Here is an 18,155-nt window from a genome sequence, read left to right as displayed (position 1 = left end):
CAAATCATCTTTGCAGGCCATCTCTTGTGGATCCTCGAGTGGAATTGCAATTTCGCACGATTGTGCTAAAGTCAGATTCATGGACGCCAAGACCCAGAAAAGCGAACTCACCCGCACGGCCATCGTCGGCGCGGCGATGGACCTCGCCCTGAGCGAGGGTCTCGAAGCCATCACGCTCCAGGCCGTGGCCAGCCGTCTGGCGCTTTCCAAGAGCGGGGTGTTCTCCCGCGTGGGTTCGCGCGAGGCGCTGCAGAAGGCCGTCATCGAGGAATACGGCCGCCGCTTCCTGGCCGACGTGTTCGTGCCCGCCATGCAAAAGCCCAAGGGCCTCGCGCGGCTCTGTGACATCGTCGACCGCTGGATTGCCCGCACCCGCGACATCGAGGCCGAAACCGGCTGCATCTACACGGCGGGCGCGTTCGAGTACGACGACCGGGAAGGCGAACTGCGCGACCTGCTGTTCAGCGAGGTCACGCGCTGGCGCGCCGCGCTGCGCCGCACGGTGCTGCAGGCGGTAGAAACCGGCGAGCTCCGGGCCGACACCGATGCCGCCCAGGTGGTCAGCGAAATCAATGGCGTCATCATCGGCCTCCTGCATGACGCGCGCTTCCTGCGCGACCCGCAAGCCGGCGACTGCGCGATGCGCACCTGGCAGCGGCTTCTTTCCAGCTACCGCGCCTGAACCCTCGGGCAGGCACGTTTTCGTCCGTCTTTCTTTGGTTCAATTTCGCACAATCGTGCGATAAAAAAGGAGCAGCACCATGCTGATCATCGCTCTCTGCCTCGTTGTCTATGTGGGCGCCATCGGCGCCGAAGCCGTCCGCGATGAGCTGCGCAGTCTTCCGCGCAGCAACGACGACTGGGTCTGGTTCTGAACGCAGGAGCCCATCGGATGACAAGCACCAGCAGCACCCCTTCGTCTGCGCCGACACATGCCGCGCAATCGAACTACTACCGCCCCAGCCGCCTGATGCGCGCCGTGCGCTTTGGCCTGACCGCGTCGGAGCGCCTCTGGCCCGCATTGGGCGTGCGTGCGGCCCATCGCATCTTCGGCACGCCGCTGCCGCTCAAGTGGCTCTACCGCGCGCAGGCGCCCGGCGCAGGATGGCGGCGCGAAGCCTGGCGCTTCGAGAACGCAAGCCTCGGGCTCTATCACCTCGCCACGCAGGATTCAGGCGCTGAATCCGCCCCCGTGGTGCTGCTGGTGCACGGCTGGGGCGGGCATGCGGGGCAGATGCTGACGCTGGCGGATGCTGTTGCCGGTGCGGGCCTGCGGCCGGTGCTGCTCGAGCTGCCGGCCCATGGCCGCAGCGCGGGCACGATGAGCAACGCGCCGCAGTTCGCCCGTGCCATCTCGTACGTGGTGGCAAGGCTCGTGGCGGACGGACATACCCTTCGCGCCGCTGTGGCGCATTCGATGGGCGCCAACGCGCTCGGGGTGGCTGCCGCGCAGGGCCTGCGCACCGAGCGGCTGGTGCTGCTGGCACCACCGGCGTCGGCACGTGAATTCACGCGCTACTTCACGCACACCTTCGGGCTGAGCGAGAAGACGCGGCTCGCCATGCAGCGGCTGTTCGAGGCGCAGGAAGGCTTCTTGATGGCGCAACTCGAACCGGCCGCCGTCGGGCCCCGCATCGTGCAGCCGACGCTGATCGTGCACGACCGCGACGACCGCGTGAACCGGTTCGCCGATGCGGAGGCCTACCGCGATGCAATCAAGGGGGCGCAGCTCGTGGCCACGAAGGGGCTGGGACACCGCCGCATCCTCAAGGAGGAGGACGTGGTCCGGCAGGTGACGCGCTTCATCGCGCGTGCGGACTGACCGAAGCCGCGCAGGCGGTGCGGGTTGTGCCGCCCGCCTGCCGCCCGCCTGCCGCGCGTCAGCGCGCCGGCGAGGGCGACGGGTCGGGCAGTTCGATCTTGATGTCGAGCACTTCGAGGTCGTCCTGCTTTTCCAGGTGAACCTTGATGTCCTCGGCATTGATCTTCACGTATTTGGAGATCACCGCCATCAGCTCGCGCTGGAGGTCGGGCAGGTAGTCGGGGCGCTTCTTGCCGCTGAGGCTGGACCGCTCGTGCGCGAGGATGATCTGCAGCCGCTCCTTGGCGACGCTGGCCGTCTTCTTCTTTTCGCCGAGCAGGAACGAGAAAAAGGACATGGCCTACTTGCCTCCGAAAATTCGCTTGAAGAAGCCCGGCTTTTCCGCGTCGACGAAGCGCATCGGCTTGTCTTCACCCAGGAAGCGCGCCACCACGTCGCTGTAGGCCTTGGCCACGTCGGTTTCCTTGTCGTGGATGGCGGGCACGCCCTGGTTGGAAGCCTGCAGCACGCTTTCGGATTCGGGAATGACGCCGATCAGCTTGATGCGCAGGATGTCCTGGATGTCTTCCAGCGAAAGCATCTGGCCGCCGGCCACGCGGTTGGGGTTGTAGCGGGTGATCAGCAGGTGCTCCTTGATGGGGTCGCCGCCTTCCTTCGCCCGCTTGGTCTTGCTGCTCAGCATGCCCAGGATGCGGTCGGAGTCGCGCACCGAGGATACCTCGGGGTTGGTCACCACCAGCGCCTCGTCGGCAAAGTGCATGGCCATCATCGCGCCGGTTTCGATGCCCGCGGGCGAGTCGCACACGATGTAGTCGAAGTCCATGGCCGCCAAGTCGGTCAGCACCTTTTCCACGCCTTCTTGCGTCAGGGCTTCCTTGTCGCGCGTCTGCGAGGCCGCGAGCACGAACAGGTTGTCGCACTGCTTGTCCTTGATGAGCGCCTGGCTCAGGTTGGCTTCGCCCTGGATCACGTTGATCAGGTCGTACACCACGCGCCGCTCGCAGCCCATGATCAGATCGAGGTTGCGCAGGCCCACGTCGAAGTCGATCACAGCCGTTTTCTTGCCCGCGAGCGCGAGGCCCGACGCGAAGCTGGCGCTCGTCGTGGTCTTGCCGACGCCGCCCTTGCCTGAGGTCACCACCACAATTTTGGCCATGGCCATTCCTTCTTGTTTCGATTTGGTTGTTGGTTTTTAAGATCCGCCGCGCCCGGTCAGGGATGCGGCCGCCGCCGGGCCGCCCCAAGGCGAGCCGCGCCTCCCCCTCGGGGGGTGGCGAATTACACGCAGCGAAGCGGAGTGAAAAGCCGGGGGGCACATCAGATCGCGTCGATCACTAGCTTCTTGCCGTCCAGGCGGATCTGCGCTGGCTTACCGAGCACCGGGTCGGGCAGCGGCACTTCGTTGGTGCGGTAGATGCCCGCAATGGCCACGAGCTGCGCTTCCATGCAGGTCGAGAAGATTCGCGCCTCGGTATTGCCGCGCGCGCCGGCAATGGCCTTGCCCCGCAGCGGCGCGTAGACGTGCACGTTGCCGTCGGCAATGACCTCGGCGCCGAAGCTCACCACCGCGGTCACCACCACGTCGCCGCCGCGGGCGTAGACCTGCTGGCCCGAACGCAGCGGCTTGTCGATCAGGAGCGTGCCGTTGGCGGGCACCGGCACTTCGCGCACGATCTGCGGTGCTTCGCTGGCCGGAGCCGGCGAAGCGGCCGGCGGCGCCGGAGAACGCGGCGCGGGCGCCACCGGCATGGCCGTCAGAGACAGGCCGGCGGCACGGGCCGCGGCATTCTGGGCGTCGTTGCCCCCGCGCACCGCAATGGGCTGCGTCTGGTGGCGCGCCAAAAGGCCGCGCAGCGCCGCAAAGTCGAGCTCGGCGGGTTCCTCGCCGCTGTCTTCGTCGGGCTGCAGCTGCGAGAGGTCGATGACCACCGGCTCCTGCTCGAAGAAATCGGGCGAGTCGGCCAGCTGTGCATCGAGGGCCTCTGCCAGCACGGCCAGATCGGCCGTCTTGAGGATCACTGCGATCAGCGGCAGCGTGGCGCTCTTGAATTCGAAAACCGCCTTGGTGCGCGCGGCGGAGACATCGGCCATTGGAAAACGTCGGTGCGAAAAGCGTTGGAGTCTAACGGGCGCGGGCATGCGGCCGGCGGCCGGCCCCTTCTTCAACCGCTCCAGACAACACTTCTTGCACGACGTTTCACTTTTAAAACGCTCAGGCGTTGCGCGATCGGCCCAGCAGTGCGTAAAGAATGATCGCCCCGAAAGTGGCGGTCCCGATGCCGCCCAATGCGAAGTCGCCGAACTTCAGCGTGAAGTCGCCGGTGCCGATGATCAGCGTGATCGCGGCCACGATCAGGTTCTTGTTCTGCGAGAAATCGACCTTGTTGTCGACCCAGATCTTGGCGCCCGCAATCGCGATGAGGCCGAACACCACGATGCTCACGCCGCCCATCACCGGCAGCGGAATCGCCTGGATCAGCGCGCCGAACTTGGGGCTGAAGCCCAGCACCAGCGCAATGACGGCAGCCACCACGAACACCGCGGTCGAGTAGATGCGCGTGGCCGCCATCACGCCGATGTTCTCGGCATAGGTGGTCACGCCCGTGCCGCCCGCGGCGCCGCTCACCACCGTGGCGATGCCGTCGCCGATGAAGGCGCGGCCCATGTAGGGGTCGAGGTTGCGGCCGGTCATGGCCGTCACGGCCTTCAGGTGGCCGAGGTTTTCCGCCACCAGGATGATCGCAACGGGTGCGATCAGCAGCATGGCATTGGCCGTGAACACCGGCGCGGTGAAGGTCGGCAGGCCGAACCAGGCCGCGTTGGCAATGCCGCTCAGGTCCACCGGCTTGCCCATGCCCATGACGTTCGTCAGCACCGCATAGACCACGGTGGCCAGGATCAGCCCGACCAGGATCAACAGGCGCTGCAGCATGCCGCGCGTGAACACCGCCACCAGTCCCACGCAGAGAAAGGTCACGGCCTGCATCCACGAATCGAAGTTGCTGGCCGCCATGTTCTTGATCGGCACGCTCGCCAGGTTGAGCCCGATCACCGCCACCACGGCGCCCGTGACCACCGGCGGCATGAAGCGCTCGATCCAGCCGGTGCCCACGGCCTGCACGATGGCGCCGATGAGGATGTAGACCACCCCGCAGGCCACGATGCCGCCCAGCGCCACCGCGATGTTGGCGTTGGGCCCCTTGCCCGCATAGCCACTGGCCGCGATCACCACGCCGATGAACGCGAAGCTCGATCCCAGGTAGCTGGGCACCTTGCCGCCCGTCACCAGGAAGAAGATCAGCGTGCCGATGCCGCTCATCAGGATTGCGATGTTGGGGCTGAAGCCCATCAGGATGGGCGCCAGCACCGTGGCGCCGAACATTGCGATGACGTGCTGCACGCCCATGGCGCCGGTCTGCAGCCAGGGCAGGCGTTCGTCGGGTGCGACCACGCTGCCCTCGGTGGCGGCGACTTCGCGCCAGCTGAATAGATTGCTCATGAGTTGTTATCTCCTCGGTAGTTATGTGCCTGGTGGGCTTCTCTCGGCCCGCTGCCGCCCCCGCGTAAGGGCGGGTCTTCTTCTTTCGCTAGCGCGGCGGCAGCACCGCCATTGTGATGCGCGAGACGCAGGTCAAGTCGCCCGCGTCGTTGGTCATGTCGATCTGCCACACCTGCGTGGTGCGCCCGCGGTGCACCGGCCGGGCCGTGCCCGTGACCCAGCCGCTGGTGGCGGCGCGGATGTGGTTGGCGTTGATGTCCAGGCCCACGGCCCGGTCACCTTCGGGCGCCGAATAGTGCGCGCCGCAGGAGCCCAGCGTTTCGGCCAGCACCACCGAGACGCCGCCGTGCAGGATGCCGTAGGGCTGGCGCGTGCGCTCGTCCACCGGCACGCGGGCGCGGATGAAGTCGTCGCCCACCTCCAGAAACTCCATGCCCAGCGTGGAGACGGCGGTGCCGATGTGGTTGCGGGTCAACTCTTCGACCGAGATGTCTTTCTTCCAGATACGCATTGGTTTCTCTCCGTGCAGGTGTTCGGGAAACTATAGCGATGGAGGCTGACAACGGAAGTCGCCTTTGCGTGCTAACTTGCATCGATGAAGCGCCCCACCAGAGCCTGGCTTGCCGGAATTGCCGCGGTCCTGCTGCTCGGGGCCGGTGCGCTGGTCTGGGTGGCAAGCACCCGCCTGCCCAGCGACGAGGAAGCGGCCGCGCGCATTTCCGAAGCCTTCGAGAAGCGCTTCGGCGTCGGCCTCAAGGTGGGGGGTGCCCATTGGGCGCTGTTGCCCGCCCCCGTGCTCGTGCTGTCGAACGTCGCCACCGATCAGCCCCGCCCGATCACCCTGCGCCGCATCACGCTCCAGCTCAAGCTCAGGGAACTGCTGCGCCGGGTCATCGCCGTCGACGAGGCCGAGATCGAAAGCCTGGTGCTGCCGCGCGACTCGGTGCAAGCGTTCCGCGGCAAGGGCCCCAAGCCGAAGGAGGACAGCCCTGTCGTCGCGCTACCCGCGCCCTGGACGCTGGCGCCTGTTCCGCTCGAAAAGCTGCGCTGGCGCGACGTGGTCTGGATCGACCGGCGCGACATCGCACTGGCCTACGACGGCGAAATCAGCTTCGACGCCCATTGGCGCCCGCGCCAGGCGCGGCTGGAGCGGGCCGGCGCATCGCCCCCGGCCCGGCTGCGCCTCGACCGCCTGGCCGGGCAGGACCGGTGGCGCACCCGCATCGATGTGGGCGGGGGTACGTGGAACGGCGTTACGGTGTTCGAGATGCGGCCCGACGACAGGCTGCGCGTGTCGGCCGAACTCGAGCCGCGGCAGGTGGACATCGAAGGCCTGGTGCAGGCTTTCGGCCGGCGCGCCGCCGTGTCCGGCAAGGTCTCGGGCCATTCCACGCTGGTGGCCGAGGCCGGCGAGCTGGGCGCGCTGGTCCGCAGCCTGCGCACCCGCACCACCTTCTCGGTGCGCCCCGCCTCGCTCACCGGGGTGGACCTTGCCAAGGCGGTCGCCACCGTGGGCACCAACCGCGGCGGCACCACGCCGCTCGACGAGCTCACGGGCACGCTCGACACCGAAGGTACCGACAACGGCATCGTGTTGCGCTACACCGGCCTCAAGGCGCGCTCCGGCGTGCTCACGGCCACCGGCAACCTGAAGTTCTTCCATCGCAAGCTGGATGGCGAAATAGCTGTCGACCTGGTCGACGGCGTGGTCGGCGTGCCGCTCAAGATCGGCGGCACCGCCAGCGACCCGGAGGTTTCGCTGACCGGCGGCGCGCTGGCCGGCGCGGCGGTCGGCACCGCGGTATTGCCGGGCGTGGGCACGGCCATTGGCGCGCGCGTGGGGCAGCAGGTGGAAAAGCTGTTCGGAACCGAAGAGCCCAGGAAGAAGGCGATGCCGGGAACTCGCAAGGGCCCGGCGGTTTCGCCCTGAGGCGCCGGCGGGGCTTGCGACTGATATGAAGCCCGTTGAAGCCCCGCGCTGCGCACCCCTGGGAGGTGTCAGCCGAAGGCCTTGATGACGGCCGGCACCGTCAGCACCGCCGTGTAGTAGCCCATGAACTGCACGCCGGTGTTGAAACCGATGGCGCGCGACAGCAGCCCGCCGAGCAGGCCCATCGTGAGGATCACCAGCAGGCCGAGCAGCTGCCCTTCCCATACGCTGATCACCACGATCAGGCCGACGAAGGTCGCGATGATGGCCTCATGGCTCACCTTGCGCGAGACGAAGAGCGCTGCGCGGCGCGCGAAATTCATCGTGAACGGGTAGGCCACCAGCGCCGCAAGCACCACGGCCAGCATGCCGTAGCCCAGGAACTCCCAGTGGTTCAACAGGTTGTGCAGGTTGTGCGTCTGGCCCGTGGCAGTGTCGATGGTGAACACCGGCGGTGCATTGAAGAGCGGCGCCGCCGGCCCCGCCGCGACGGGGCTCAGCGGCAGCCCGATGGCGATCAGCGGGATGAGCGCCTCGGCAATGTAGGTGGCCTCGGTCACGCCGTTGCGCGCGGCCAGCGTGGTGGTGAGCCGGTGGTAGGCGTGCTTGATGCGCGAGCCCACCAGTTCGCCCAGCACCACCGTCATGGCGACCGGGCTGAACACGAAGGTGGCGCTGGAGATCGCGGCGGTCGCGAAGGTCCACTTCACCTGGCCGCGGTCGAGCACCTTGAACGGATTCGGAAAATAGCCCGACCAGCCCTTCACGTCGGGCGCGAGCGAGAAGGTGCGGACCTTGTCGCGCTTCATGCGCGCACGCGCCGCGGGCGAGATCACCGAGAACAGGTCGGCCACGAGCGGCCCGATCGCGATGCCCAGGAAGTAGCTGATGCTGAGCTTCACGCCGTATTTGCCGGTGAGCGCCTGCAGCGCCACGATCACCATCACGAACGGTACCAGCGTGGCGACAGAGGCCCAGCGTCCGCTCGAAAAGTACGCAATGGCCACGGCCGCCACCACGAAAATCCATGGCGCCGCCTTGGTGATGGCCGCGCCATAGGGCGCGAGCAGCACCGCGAACAGCACGGCCAGCGGCACCGCGATGAAGGCCGCGATGATCGCGCCCGACACCATCTTGCGCAGCGCGACGTGCGGCACGCCGAGGTTGCGCAGCACGTTCGCGTCCTGCAGCAGCGGCGTGGCCATGGTGTCGCCCGGAATGCCGAGCAGCGCGGTCGGCACCGCATGCGTCATGTGCTTGGCCACAGCGGCGGCCAGAAAGAAGGTGAACACGCCTTCGGGCGGCACGCCCAGCAGCACCACCAGCAGCGTGAGCGGTGCGAGCGTGGTGGTTTCGTCGGTGCCCGAGACGAGGCCGATGGCCGCGAACACAATGGCGCCCACGAGGCCCATGCCGGTGGCGACGAGAATCTGGTTGAACAGGGCAGCGTCGATCACGGTGCGGCTCCTTCGGTGTTCTTGGCTCGGGGCTTGTACGACGCGAACAGGTCGTAGATCTCCAGCTCCTTCATCTCGCGCACCACGGACGGCGGCAGGTCGTCCATCGAGCCCAGGTCGCCGTGCTCGCCGGCCAGTTCTGCCAGCACTTCTTCGCGCCAGCGCGGATCGGCACCGGTGCTTTCCACCACCTCGCGCTTCGGCGTGAAGAGCTTCGCGCAGATCAGACCCGACACCACGCAGCCGCCGAGGCCGGCGAGCATGGCGTAGGCGCGTGCCAGCTCGGGTGTGCTCACAGTGCTCGCGAGCACGCGGCTGGCCACGAGATAACCCGCGAGGCTCACTGCGACACCGATGACGATCGACCATGCGAGGTGGCCCAGGTCGGCCGTGTCGCCCCATATCTCCACCAGCCGCCATCTGGCGCGGGTTGCACTGTCTGCGTTCATTTTTCGTGTGTCTCCGTTTGTGGTTATGCGACGGCCGCCCGTGCAGCCGCCGCGCTGTGCCCCAGTCTGGGCCGCGGTCCGTTGCGCGGGGCTCTCCCGCGTTGCTTGCCTACTTCTTGCGCAGCGCTTCGAGCAGTGCCACGGCGCGATCGGTGCGCACGTCGTGTTCCGCGGCCATCTGCCTGGCGATGCTGTCGATCTCGTCGCCCGTGGCGCCCGCGACCAGCGCGATGTTGCGGGCATGCAGCGCCATGTGGCCGCGCTGGATGCCTTCGGTGGCGAGTGCGCGCAGCGCGCCCAGGTTTTGCGCGAGGCCCACGGCCACCGCGACTTCGCCGAGTTCCTGTGCCGACTTCACGCCGAGGATCTTCAGTGCGAGCCGAGCGAGCGGGTGCGTCTTGGTGGCGCCGCCGACCAAGCCCACCGCCATCGGCATCTCGATGGTGCCGACGAGTGCGCCGCTCGTGTCCTTCTCCCATGTGGTCAGCGAGGAATAGCGCCCGCTGCGGCAAGCGTACGCATGCGCGCCGGCTTCCACCGCGCGCCAGTCGTTGCCGGTCGCGACGATCACCGGATCGACGCCGTTCATGATGCCCTTGTTGTGCGTCGCCGCGCGGTAGGGGTCGATGGCCGCGAAGGTGTAGGCGTCGATCACGCCTTCGACCACTTCTTCGCCGCTGCGCTCGCGCGTGGCCAGAACGGAAGGTGCGAGCCGCACGCGCGCACGCGCCAGCCGCAGGTCCGCCAGGTTCGACAGGATGCGCAGCCGCACCGTGCCGCCCGTGAGTTGCTCGACCAGCGGCGACACCGCCTCGGCCATCGTGTTGACCGTGTTCGCGCCCATCGCGTCGCGCACGTCGACGATGAGGTGCATCACCACCATCGCGCCGCGCGGCGTGTCGCCGAACACGTGCACCTCGATGTCGCGGCAGCCGCCGCCCAGACCGATCAGCACCTTGTCGCGGCTGTTCGCCACGGCCAGGATTTCATCGCGCGCACGCAGCAGCGCGAGCCGCGCGCCGTACGGGTCGGTGATGCCGATCACCTGCACCTGCGCGCGCATCAGCGGCCCGGTGCTCGAGGCCTCGAAGCCGCCACCTTCGCGCGCCAGCTTGGCCATGAACGATGCGGCGGCGACCACCGAGGGTTCTTCCACCGCCATCGGCACGAGGTAGTCGCGCCCGTTCACGGTGAAGTTGCCGGCCACGCCCAGCGGAAGCTCGAAGGTGCCGATCACGTTCTCGATCATGCCGTTGGCGCGGTCCACGCTCAGCGCGCCGGGCTGCGCGAGCAGCGCCACCTCGTCGTCGGTGAGCGATGCGGCCTGTGCGATGTGGGCGAGGCGCTGCGCGGGCGTCAGCGCGCGGAAATTGGAAAGGCGGGAATCGGCGGGCATCGGTGCGTGTCTCTTCGGAGGATGAATTCGGGAGCAGGCAATTTAGGCCCGCTGTACCGCCGGCGGAAGGCACAGTTTGGCGGGACAGTGCGGACAGTGGTGCGTTGCAAGGGTTTGCTGTGTCACAGTCTCGGCCCATGACCACGATTGCCGATTCGCTCGCCGACACCCTCGCGCGCCAGATCGCCAGCGGCGCCTACAAGGCCGGCGACAAGCTGCCATCTCTTCGCGAGCTGGCGCAACTGCATGGCTACGCCAAGAACACCGTGGTGGCCGCGTTCGAGCTGCTGGTGTCGCGCGGCCTCGTCGAGCCGCGGCGCGGTTCGGGCTACTTCGTGCTCGCGCAGTCGACGCCCAAGCCGCCCGAGGAAGACGCGGGCAGCCTCGGCCGCGCGATGGACATCGTGTGGCTTATGCGCGAGCAGCTCAAGACGCAGCCCGATGCGGTCGCGGTGGGCGACGGCTTTCCGCCGGTCGAATGGCTGGCCGACGTGCGGCTCGACAAGTACCACCCCAAGGTGGTCCGCACGGGGCTCGGCGCGCTGTTCCGCTACGGCAGCCGCTTCGGCTACGCGCCGCTGCGCGACCACCTCGTGCGCAAGCTGGCCGATTTCGGCATTGGCGCCGAGCCGCGGCAGATCGTGCTCACGCACGGCGCCAACGAGGCGATGGACATCGTCATCCGCTACTTCGTGCCGCCCGGCGGCAAGGTGCTGGTGGACGACCCGGGCTACTACCCGCTCTTCGGCAAGCTCAAGCTCGCGGGCGCGCAGATGCTGGCGGTGCCGCGCCTGGCCGACGGGCCCGACCTCGACGTGCTGGAGCAGCTGCTCATCGCCGAGCGGCCGCGCCTCTTCTTCACGCAGTCGCTCGCGCACAACCCCACGGGCTCCGACATCTCGCCGGCCAAGGCGTTTCGCGTGCTGCAGCTGGCGCAGAAGTACAACCTGCTGATCGTCGAGAACGACCCGCTTGCGGACTTCAAGCCGACGGCATTGCCGCGGCTCTCGGCGCTCGACCAGCTGGAGCGCACCATCTACATCGGCAGCTTCTCGAAGTCGTTCTCGGCGGCGCTGCGCGTGGGCTTCATCGCCTGCGGGGCGGATCTCGCGAGCGACCTGGCCGACCTGAAGGCGTTGATCCACGTGAGCAGCTCGGAGTACAGCGAGCGCACGGTCGATGTCATCTTGAGCGAGGGCCACTACCAGCGGCACCTGAACCGCCTGCAGAACCGCCTTGGCGAAGCTACGCGCAAGGCGCTGCAGCTGTTCGATTCGGTCGATGCGGAGGTCTTCGCGCGCACCCCGCAGTCGCTCTACATCTGGGCCGCGCTGCCCGGCGTGGCCGACTCGCTGGTGTTGGCGAAGGAACTGCTGCCGCGCAAGATCGTGATGGCGCCGGGGCGCATCTTCAGCGTCGATTCGACGCAAGTCTCGCGCTGGTCGCGCTTCAACGTCGGCGCCATGGCCGACCCGCGTTTCGCGAAGGCGCTGCGCACCGCGCTGCGGCGGCGTATCGGCTCTTGAATGCGCCCTTGAACACCGTCCCGGTCGCCGCGCCGAAGGGGCTCACTCCAACTCGTCGAACTGGATCACGCCTTCCTTCATGACCAGCGGAATGCGCTCGCCCTGCCCGAGCAGGCAGGCCACATCGCGCAGCGGGTTGCCGTCAACGACCAGGATGTCGGCCAGCGCACCCGGCACGAGGCGGCCCAGCCGGTCGGGCATGCCCAGCACCTCGGCGCCGACCACCGTGGCGCTGGCAATGGCTTCGGCCGGCGACAGCACTTCGGCGCGCAGCCGGAATTCGTCGCTCTGCAGCCGCTGCGATTCGCCCAGCAGGTCGGAGCCGAAGCCCATCTTCACGCCCGCCGCCTTGTAGATCCCGAGCGAGCGCAGGCCCGCCTCGCGCACATCGGCCACCTTGGCCACGCTTTCCTTCGGCAGCCCGAAGCTCTCGCCCTCGTTGGCCAACGCGTCGTAGGTGACCAGCGTGGGCACCGCGTAGGCGCCCAGCTGCGCCATCAGCGCGGCTGTGGGCGCATCCACGAGGTTGCCGTGCTCGATGGTGCGCACGCCGCAGCGCACGGCGCGCGCGATGGCCTCGGCGGTGTAGGCGTGCGCCATCACGTAGGTGCCGCGTGAGCGGGCTTCTTCGACGATGGCGCGGATCTCGTCTTCGCTGTAGCCGAAGGCGCCCACCGGGTCGGTCGGCGAGGCCACGCCACCCGACGCCATGATCTTGATCTGGTCCGCACCCATCTGCAGCTCTTCGCGCACGGCACGGCGCACCGCGTCCACGCCGTCGACCACGCGCGCCAGTGCGCCGACGCGCACGCAGGTCGGGCAGGTGGCGTTCGGGTCGAGGAAATCGGAGCGCGCCCGCATGTCGCCATGCCCGCCCGTCTGGCTCAGCGCGCGCCCGGACACGAACAGGCGCGGCCCCTGGGCGAGCCCGGATTCCACCGCCTGCTTGAACGCGAACCCCGCGCCGCCCGCGTCGCGCACCGTGGTGAACCCGCGGCGCAACATGCCGCGCAACATCGGCACGCTGCGCAGCGTGACGAGCACGTTCGGCATATGGACTTGCCGCGCGAGATTGAGCTCCACCGCGATCACGTGCACGTGCAGGTCGATCAGGCCGGGCATCAGCGTCTTGCCCTTCACGTCGATGATCCGCGCGGCCTTGCTCTGCAGCGGCTTGTCCGAGACTTCGCGCACCGTGCCGTCCTCGACCAGCACGTCATAACGTTCCAGCAGCTCGCCGCGCAGCGGGTCGAGCAGGTGGGCGTTCCTGAAAAGTACCGTGTTCGTCATGCGATGGATTCCTTGGTGTCCCGGGCCATGACGGCCGGTACCGCCAGCTGCGCAAACAGGCGCGCGAGTTCGATGTGCTCGGTGCCGTACCAGTTTTCCTCGTGCAGCATGTTGAGCGTGCCCAGCGTCTCGCCCCGCCAGCGCAGCGGAATGTTCAGCACGCTGCGGCAGCCCAGCGACGCGATGAGCTCGTGGTCGTAGAACACGTCGCGCAGGTCGTCGGCGTTGCGCCCGATGTAGGGCAGGCCGCGCTGCATCACCTGCTGCATCCACGGCGAATCGGTGATCGGCTTGCGTCCCCCCACCGGATAGGCCTCGCGCATGTTGGTGTACACGCGCTCGGACTCGCGCTCTGCGCGGTGGTGCACCAGGACGGTGAACAGGCGGTGGCCGATGGTCGCGGCCACCGCCTTGTCGATTGCGCCGAAGGTGGCTTGCGGCTGCCGGATATCGGCGTGGGCCTGCGCCACGGCGGAGAGTGATTCGGTCAAAGAGGTTTGCAACATGGATTGGACGGTTCAGGAAAGTTCGCTCGCGGCGATGTCTTCGAGCGAGCGGCCGCGCGTCGGAATGCCCAGGAACGTGACGGCCGCGGCGCCCAGCAGCAGCACCGCCGTCGTCATGCCGAACACGCCCGCGAACCCCAGCGAGGGATAGACGAAGCCGACCAGGATCGGCGCCGTGATGCCGCCGATGCGGCCGATGGCCGACGCAAGCCCGGAGCCGGTCGCGCGCACTTGGGTGGGGAACACCTCGGGCGTGTAGGCGTAGACGCCCGCGTAGGTGCCGTTCATGAAGAACGAAAGCAGCACGCCGGCCAGCATGATCTGCCCGTCGCTGTGGGTGAAGGCCAGCCCCAGCGCCGAGGCGCCGCCCAGCAGCATGTAGCTCACGATGGTGGCTTGGCGACCGATGCGCTCGTTGAACCATGCGGCCGAAAAGTAGCCTGGAATCTGCGCGATGTAGATCACCAGCGAATAGCCGAAGCTCTTGGTGATCGTCATGCCGTTCTGGATCAAGAGGCTCGGAATCCAGGTGAAGAACGAGTAGTAGCTGAAAGTGATCGACAGCCACATCAGCCAGGTCATGCCGCTGATGCGGATGAGCTTGCCGGACACCAGCGTGGCGTAATTCTTCAGCAGCTTGCCCCGGCTCGTGCTGGGAGGCGGCGCGGCCACGTCCTGGGCGTTGAGCACCGGCAGGGCGCGGCCGCCTTGCACGTGCTCGGCTTCCATCGCATCCATGATGGCTTCCGCCTCGCCCAGCCGCCCCTGGCTTTCGAGCCAGCGCGGCGATTCGGGCAGTGCCCGGCGCCACCACAGCAAGAGCACCACGGGCAGCGCGGTGATGAAGATGACGATGCGCCAGCCTTGCGGATGCGCGGGCACGATGAAGTAGCCCAGCAGGGCCGCGGCCACGAAGCCGAACGAGAAGAAGCCGGCCAGCGCGCCTGTGAACGTGCCCCGGTAGCGCCGCGCCACGAACTCGGACAGATAGGGCGCGATGATCGCGCTCTCGGCCCCCGCGCCGAAGCCGGCCGCGATGCGCAGCGCGAGAAACAGCGTCCAGTCGTTGACCATGCCGCTGAACAGCGACGCCACGCAGTAGATGGCCAGCGCCGACATCATCACCTTGCGCCGCCCGATCAGGTCGCCGCAGGCGCCGGCGGCCAGCGCGCCGAAGAAGAAGCCGATGAAGTTCGCGCTGGCCAGCACGCCGATCTGCACGCTGCTGAGCCCCCAATCGGTGCGCAGCACTGGCAGCACGAAGGCGATGACCGCGGCGTCCATCGCGTCGAAGGTGTAGCCCAGCCCTCCCATCATGAGCAGCCGGCGGTGAAAGCCGGAGAAGGGCAGGCGCTCGATGCGAGCCGACAGCATGGTCATGTGGTTTCCCTCGACACGGTTCAAGAACGCGGCATGGACGACGCGCAGATCGTAGGATCGACGGGATATACCGGCAAATTTATACTGCCAATTGTGTTTATAGAGCTTGTGAATGAATGGACGGCCGCCTGAATGAACTACCGCTCCGCCGACCTGAACCTGCTGAAGGTGTTCGAAGCGCTCATGACCGAAGGCAATGTCACGCGCGCCGCGCGCAAGCTGTCGCTCACCCAGCCCACGGTCAGCAATGCGCTGCGCCGCCTGCGCGAGACCTTCGACGATCCGCTCTTCGTGCGCAGCGGCGCCGGCGTCAACCCCACGCGGCGCGCCATCGAGCTGTGGGAGCCGCTCGCCCCGTCGCTGCATGCGATTCGCGGCACGCTGGAAGGGGAGCGCTTCGACGCCCTGCGCAGCACCGCGAGCCTCAGCATCGCCATGTCGGACTACGTGTCGAGCATCGTGGTGCCGCGGCTGGCCGGCCAGCTGAGCACGGCCGCGCCGTCGATGCAGATCCACGCCATACCCAACACACTGGTCGACTTCGACAAGGTGCTGGCGGACAACAAGGCCGACTTCGCGATCAGCGTCTACAACGAGGAAGTGCAGCGGCCGGCGTTCCTCAAGTCGAGGGCGCTGTGGTCGCCCGACTTCATGTGCGTGCTGCGCACGGGCCATCCGCTGGCACGCGCCGACAAGATCCCGCTGAAGAAATTCCTGGCCGCGCGCCATGTCGACGTGAGCCTGGTCGGCAAGACCATGCCGACCTACGATCTCTTCCTGCACAGCCGCGGGCTCCAACGCAACCTGGTCGCGACGGTGAACCACTACCACGCGGCCTACGAAGTGGTGCGCCGTTCCGACCTGATCGCGGTGCTGCCGTGGTCCGAGCGCTTCGAGCCGGTGCGCCTGGCCGGCCTGCGCCGGATGCCCGTGCCGCTCGACGCGCCGCCGCGCATCATCGAGCTGTTCTGGCACCAGCGGCACGAAACCTCCGCGCTGCACCAGTGGCTCAAGAACCTGCTGCTGGTGCTGTTCGAGCAGCCCTCCTGAGACCCTTGAGACCCGCGTGACGCCGGGAGAGCCGATCAGCCGCGCAGGCGGATCACCTGCAGGTCGTGGTGCACGCCGGCGTGCAGCCGCGCCACGTCGGCCGCGCGGCGCATCAGCACCGCGCGCTGGTTGATGTAGCCCTTGTCGGTGATCTCGCCCGCGTCGAGGCTCGGCGGCTCGCTGAGCACCAGTGCGCACGTGGGGCATTGCGACGAACCCGCGCCTTCGCCCCGCAGCGTGCGCAGCACCTCGGCGATCCGCTCGGCCAGTGCCTGCGGCGCGAGCGACGCGGCCTGCGGGCTCGCAAACACCAGCATGCCGATCTCGTCGCGGTCATGGCCCGTAAGCACCACGTCCTGCGCATGCGGCGCCAGCAGCGACACCAGCTTGACGCGCAGCGTGCCCACCGAGACCCAGGTGCCGCTCGAGAGCTTGAAATCTTCGGCCACGCGGCCGTCGAAGATCACGCCGCGCTCCGGGCGCTCGGGGTCGGCGAGGTAGCCCGCGTCGCCGATGCGGTAGTAGCCCTCGTCATCGAAAGCCTCCGCCGTTTCGCGCGGCGCATTCCGGTAGCCGGGAAACACCGACACGCCCTTGACCCGCATCTCCAGCTTCTGGCCATTGGGAACGAACTTGAGTTCGAGCCCCGGCAGCGGCGCGCCGATGCAGCCGGCACCATCGAGCTTCCAGTGCGCCGAGGTGATGGCCGGGGACGTTTCGGTCGCGCCCCACGAGGTGGTGAGCCACAGCGGCCGCTCGGGCCGCACGCGCCGCGCCACCGCTTCGAGCCTTTGCCACGTCGAAGGCGCGAGCGCCGCGGCCGCATAGAAGGCCAGCCGCAGGCGCGAGAACACCTCGGCGGCGAGCGCGTCGTCGGCTTCGAGAAACGGCAGCAGCATGTCGAAGCCGCGCGGCACGTTGAACAGCAGCGTGGGCTTCACCTCGCGCAGGTTGCGCACGGTCTTCTCGATGAGTCCCGGCGCGGGCCGGCCTTCGTCGATGTAGAGCGCACCGCCGTGGCACAGCACCATGTGCAGGTTGTGGTTGGCGCCGAAGGTGTGGCTCCAGGGCAGCCAGTCGACCAGCACCGGTTTCTCTTCGTTCAAAAAACGCCAGGTCTGCGCCATCATCTGCTGGTTGGCGCACAGCATGCGATGCGTGTTGATCACCACCTTGGGCTTGCCGGTGGAGCCCGAGGTCAGCAGGTACTTGGCGTGGGTGTCGGGCAGGATGGCCGCGAAGGCCTCCATCACGGCGGGCGTCTCCCGCGTGGCGAGCAGATCCGCGAAAGCCATCGCGCCCGCATGCGCATCGGCATTGCGGCTGAACACCGTGACCGCCTCCACACCGCAGCCCGCGAGCGCGCCGCCGTAGACCTTGGCATCCGAGGCATAGATCAGCGACGGCCCGAGGGCCTTCAGCATGCCGTGCAGCCGCGACGGATCTTTCGCCATGCGCGAGTACGCGCTCGACAGCGAGCAGGCCGTGCGGCCGATGTGCATCGCCGCGAGCATCAGCACCGCGTGGTCGATGGCGTTGTCCGAGAGGATTGCAATGGGCTTGCCCTCGGGCAGCTTCAGGTCGAGCAGGGCCTGTGCCACCGCGCCCACGGCGTGGCGCAGCGCGCGGTAGTCGAGCTTGCGCCAGCCTTCGCCGCTCTCGTCGCGTTCCGCGAAAGCCAGCGCCTCGGGCGTTTCGCGCGCCCAGCGCTCGATCCATTCGCCGATGCAGCGCGCATAGGGCTTGAGCGCCATCGGCGAACGCAGCGCGAAGGAGCCGTCGTCGAAATCGATGCGCACCGTGCGGGGCGGGGCGATCTGGTTTTCGTCCAGGAGGAAGTCGTCGTTCAT

The 18,155-nt window shown here is 67.8% G+C and carries 17 protein-coding genes; 5 read left to right on the top strand and 12 right to left on the bottom strand.

Going from position 1 to position 18,155, the window contains the following annotated elements:
* Window positions 1–79 precede the first annotated feature (79 nt).
* Complete coding sequence (locus tag QFZ42_RS25170) at window positions 80–682, top strand: TetR/AcrR family transcriptional regulator (protein WP_307703587.1); 603 nt, start codon at window positions 80–82, stop codon at window positions 680–682.
* A gap of 210 nt (window positions 683–892) precedes the next feature.
* The gene (locus tag QFZ42_RS25165) at window positions 893–1,822 is read left to right on the top strand and encodes an alpha/beta hydrolase (protein WP_307703586.1); all 930 of its coding nucleotides are present in this window, start codon (window positions 893–895) and stop codon (window positions 1,820–1,822) included.
* 58 nt (window positions 1,823–1,880) lie between these two features.
* Here QFZ42_RS25165 and minE read toward each other — a convergent pair whose 3' ends face one another.
* The 5 genes from minE to QFZ42_RS25140 form a co-directional block, all read right to left on the bottom strand.
* On the bottom strand, window positions 1,881–2,159 hold the full coding sequence (minE, locus tag QFZ42_RS25160) for a cell division topological specificity factor MinE (protein ID WP_307703585.1): 279 nt from the start codon (window positions 2,157–2,159) through the stop codon (window positions 1,881–1,883).
* Between the two features lie 3 nt (window positions 2,160–2,162).
* Complete coding sequence (gene minD / locus QFZ42_RS25155; protein WP_055807861.1) at window positions 2,163–2,978, bottom strand: septum site-determining protein MinD; 816 nt, start codon at window positions 2,976–2,978, stop codon at window positions 2,163–2,165.
* 161 nt (window positions 2,979–3,139) lie between these two features.
* Window positions 3,140–3,913 (bottom strand): septum site-determining protein MinC, encoded by a 774-nt coding sequence (gene minC / locus QFZ42_RS25150; RefSeq protein WP_307703584.1) that lies wholly within the window; start codon window positions 3,911–3,913, stop codon window positions 3,140–3,142.
* Window positions 3,914–4,034: 121 nt separating this feature from the next.
* Window positions 4,035–5,321, bottom strand: a complete 1,287-nt coding sequence (locus tag QFZ42_RS25145) for a solute carrier family 23 protein (protein WP_307703583.1) — start codon at window positions 5,319–5,321, stop codon at window positions 4,035–4,037.
* Window positions 5,322–5,409: 88 nt separating this feature from the next.
* Window positions 5,410–5,832 (bottom strand): hotdog fold thioesterase, encoded by a 423-nt coding sequence (locus tag QFZ42_RS25140; protein ID WP_307703582.1) that lies wholly within the window; start codon window positions 5,830–5,832, stop codon window positions 5,410–5,412.
* Window positions 5,833–5,916: 84 nt separating this feature from the next.
* On the opposite strand from QFZ42_RS25140, the gene QFZ42_RS25135 reads away from it, so the two are divergent.
* Window positions 5,917–7,251 (top strand): AsmA-like C-terminal region-containing protein, encoded by a 1,335-nt coding sequence (locus QFZ42_RS25135; protein WP_307703581.1) that lies wholly within the window; start codon window positions 5,917–5,919, stop codon window positions 7,249–7,251.
* A gap of 68 nt (window positions 7,252–7,319) precedes the next feature.
* Here the strand turns inward: QFZ42_RS25135 and QFZ42_RS25130 are convergent, their stop codons facing one another.
* From QFZ42_RS25130 to QFZ42_RS25120, 3 genes are all read right to left on the bottom strand, one after another.
* Window positions 7,320–8,663, bottom strand: coding sequence for a tripartite tricarboxylate transporter permease (locus QFZ42_RS25130; RefSeq protein WP_307704301.1), 1,344 nt, complete (start codon window positions 8,661–8,663; stop codon window positions 7,320–7,322).
* A gap of 41 nt (window positions 8,664–8,704) precedes the next feature.
* Window positions 8,705–9,157, bottom strand: a complete 453-nt coding sequence (locus QFZ42_RS25125) for a hypothetical protein (RefSeq protein ID WP_307703580.1) — start codon at window positions 9,155–9,157, stop codon at window positions 8,705–8,707.
* A 109-nt stretch (window positions 9,158–9,266) separates the two neighbouring features.
* Window positions 9,267–10,553 carry a hydroxymethylglutaryl-CoA reductase, degradative gene (locus QFZ42_RS25120; RefSeq protein WP_307703579.1) on the bottom strand — a complete coding sequence of 429 codons (1,287 nt, stop codon included), beginning with the start codon at window positions 10,551–10,553 and terminating at the stop codon, window positions 9,267–9,269.
* Window positions 10,554–10,690: 137 nt separating this feature from the next.
* Between QFZ42_RS25120 and QFZ42_RS25115 the strand changes: the two genes are divergently transcribed.
* The gene (locus QFZ42_RS25115; protein ID WP_307703578.1) at window positions 10,691–12,079 is read left to right on the top strand and encodes an aminotransferase-like domain-containing protein; all 1,389 of its coding nucleotides are present in this window, start codon (window positions 10,691–10,693) and stop codon (window positions 12,077–12,079) included.
* Between the two features lie 42 nt (window positions 12,080–12,121).
* Here QFZ42_RS25115 and QFZ42_RS25110 read toward each other — a convergent pair whose 3' ends face one another.
* Genes QFZ42_RS25110 through QFZ42_RS25100 form a run of 3 tightly spaced genes read right to left on the bottom strand, consistent with a single transcriptional unit; the run spans window position 12,122 to window position 15,255 of the window.
* Window positions 12,122–13,369 (bottom strand): metal-dependent hydrolase family protein, encoded by a 1,248-nt coding sequence (locus tag QFZ42_RS25110; RefSeq protein ID WP_307703577.1) that lies wholly within the window; start codon window positions 13,367–13,369, stop codon window positions 12,122–12,124.
* A complete protein-coding gene (locus QFZ42_RS25105; protein WP_307703576.1) occupies window positions 13,366–13,875 on the bottom strand; it encodes a GAF domain-containing protein in 510 nt (169 codons plus the stop codon). Before QFZ42_RS25105 ends, QFZ42_RS25110 begins: the two co-directional genes overlap by 4 nt.
* A 12-nt stretch (window positions 13,876–13,887) precedes the next feature.
* Window positions 13,888–15,255 (bottom strand): MFS transporter, encoded by a 1,368-nt coding sequence (locus QFZ42_RS25100; RefSeq protein WP_307703575.1) that lies wholly within the window; start codon window positions 15,253–15,255, stop codon window positions 13,888–13,890.
* 132 nt (window positions 15,256–15,387) lie between these two features.
* Here QFZ42_RS25100 and QFZ42_RS25095 point away from each other — a divergent pair, with 132 nt between their 5' ends.
* Window positions 15,388–16,305 carry a LysR family transcriptional regulator gene (locus QFZ42_RS25095; protein WP_307703574.1) on the top strand — a complete coding sequence of 306 codons (918 nt, stop codon included), beginning with the start codon at window positions 15,388–15,390 and terminating at the stop codon, window positions 16,303–16,305.
* Between the two features lie 35 nt (window positions 16,306–16,340).
* On the opposite strand, the gene QFZ42_RS25090 is transcribed toward QFZ42_RS25095, so the two are convergent.
* Window positions 16,341–18,155: a feruloyl-CoA synthase gene (locus tag QFZ42_RS25090; protein WP_307703573.1), complete on the bottom strand. Its 1,815-nt coding sequence runs from the start codon at window positions 18,153–18,155 to the stop codon at window positions 16,341–16,343.

Source organism: Variovorax paradoxus, assembly GCF_030815855.1.
Classification (GTDB): domain Bacteria; phylum Pseudomonadota; class Gammaproteobacteria; order Burkholderiales; family Burkholderiaceae_C; genus Variovorax; species Variovorax paradoxus_M.
This window is presented reverse-complemented; position numbering and strand designations above follow the sequence as displayed.

What these genes read in the sequence shown, in the direction of transcription:
- QFZ42_RS25115 (WP_307703578.1), top strand. Translation starts at nt 10,691, where the DNA reads ATGACCACGATTGCCGATTCGCTCGCCGACACCCTCGCGCGCCAGATC.
- QFZ42_RS25135 (WP_307703581.1), top strand. Translation starts at nt 5,917, where the DNA reads ATGAAGCGCCCCACCAGAGCCTGGCTTGCCGGAATTGCCGCGGTCCTG.
- QFZ42_RS25145 (WP_307703583.1), bottom strand. Translation starts at nt 5,321, where the DNA reads ATGAGCAATCTATTCAGCTGGCGCGAAGTCGCCGCCACCGAGGGCAGC.
- QFZ42_RS25110 (WP_307703577.1), bottom strand. Translation starts at nt 13,369, where the DNA reads ATGACGAACACGGTACTTTTCAGGAACGCCCACCTGCTCGACCCGCTG.
- QFZ42_RS25125 (WP_307703580.1), bottom strand. Translation starts at nt 9,157, where the DNA reads ATGAACGCAGACAGTGCAACCCGCGCCAGATGGCGGCTGGTGGAGATA.
- QFZ42_RS25140 (WP_307703582.1), bottom strand. Translation starts at nt 5,832, where the DNA reads ATGCGTATCTGGAAGAAAGACATCTCGGTCGAAGAGTTGACCCGCAAC.
- minC (WP_307703584.1), bottom strand. Translation starts at nt 3,913, where the DNA reads ATGGCCGATGTCTCCGCCGCGCGCACCAAGGCGGTTTTCGAATTCAAG.
- QFZ42_RS25120 (WP_307703579.1), bottom strand. Translation starts at nt 10,553, where the DNA reads ATGCCCGCCGATTCCCGCCTTTCCAATTTCCGCGCGCTGACGCCCGCG.
- minE (WP_307703585.1), bottom strand. Translation starts at nt 2,159, where the DNA reads ATGTCCTTTTTCTCGTTCCTGCTCGGCGAAAAGAAGAAGACGGCCAGC.
- QFZ42_RS25130 (WP_307704301.1), bottom strand. Translation starts at nt 8,663, where the DNA reads ATGGGCCTCGTGGGCGCCATTGTGTTCGCGGCCATCGGCCTCGTCTCG.
- QFZ42_RS25100 (WP_307703575.1), bottom strand. Translation starts at nt 15,255, where the DNA reads ATGACCATGCTGTCGGCTCGCATCGAGCGCCTGCCCTTCTCCGGCTTT.
- QFZ42_RS25105 (WP_307703576.1), bottom strand. Translation starts at nt 13,875, where the DNA reads ATGTTGCAAACCTCTTTGACCGAATCACTCTCCGCCGTGGCGCAGGCC.
- minD (WP_055807861.1), bottom strand. Translation starts at nt 2,978, where the DNA reads ATGGCCAAAATTGTGGTGGTGACCTCAGGCAAGGGCGGCGTCGGCAAG.
- QFZ42_RS25090 (WP_307703573.1), bottom strand. Translation starts at nt 18,155, where the DNA reads ATGAACGACGACTTCCTCCTGGACGAAAACCAGATCGCCCCGCCCCGC.
- QFZ42_RS25170 (WP_307703587.1), top strand. Translation starts at nt 80, where the DNA reads ATGGACGCCAAGACCCAGAAAAGCGAACTCACCCGCACGGCCATCGTC.
- QFZ42_RS25165 (WP_307703586.1), top strand. Translation starts at nt 893, where the DNA reads ATGACAAGCACCAGCAGCACCCCTTCGTCTGCGCCGACACATGCCGCG.
- QFZ42_RS25095 (WP_307703574.1), top strand. Translation starts at nt 15,388, where the DNA reads ATGAACTACCGCTCCGCCGACCTGAACCTGCTGAAGGTGTTCGAAGCG.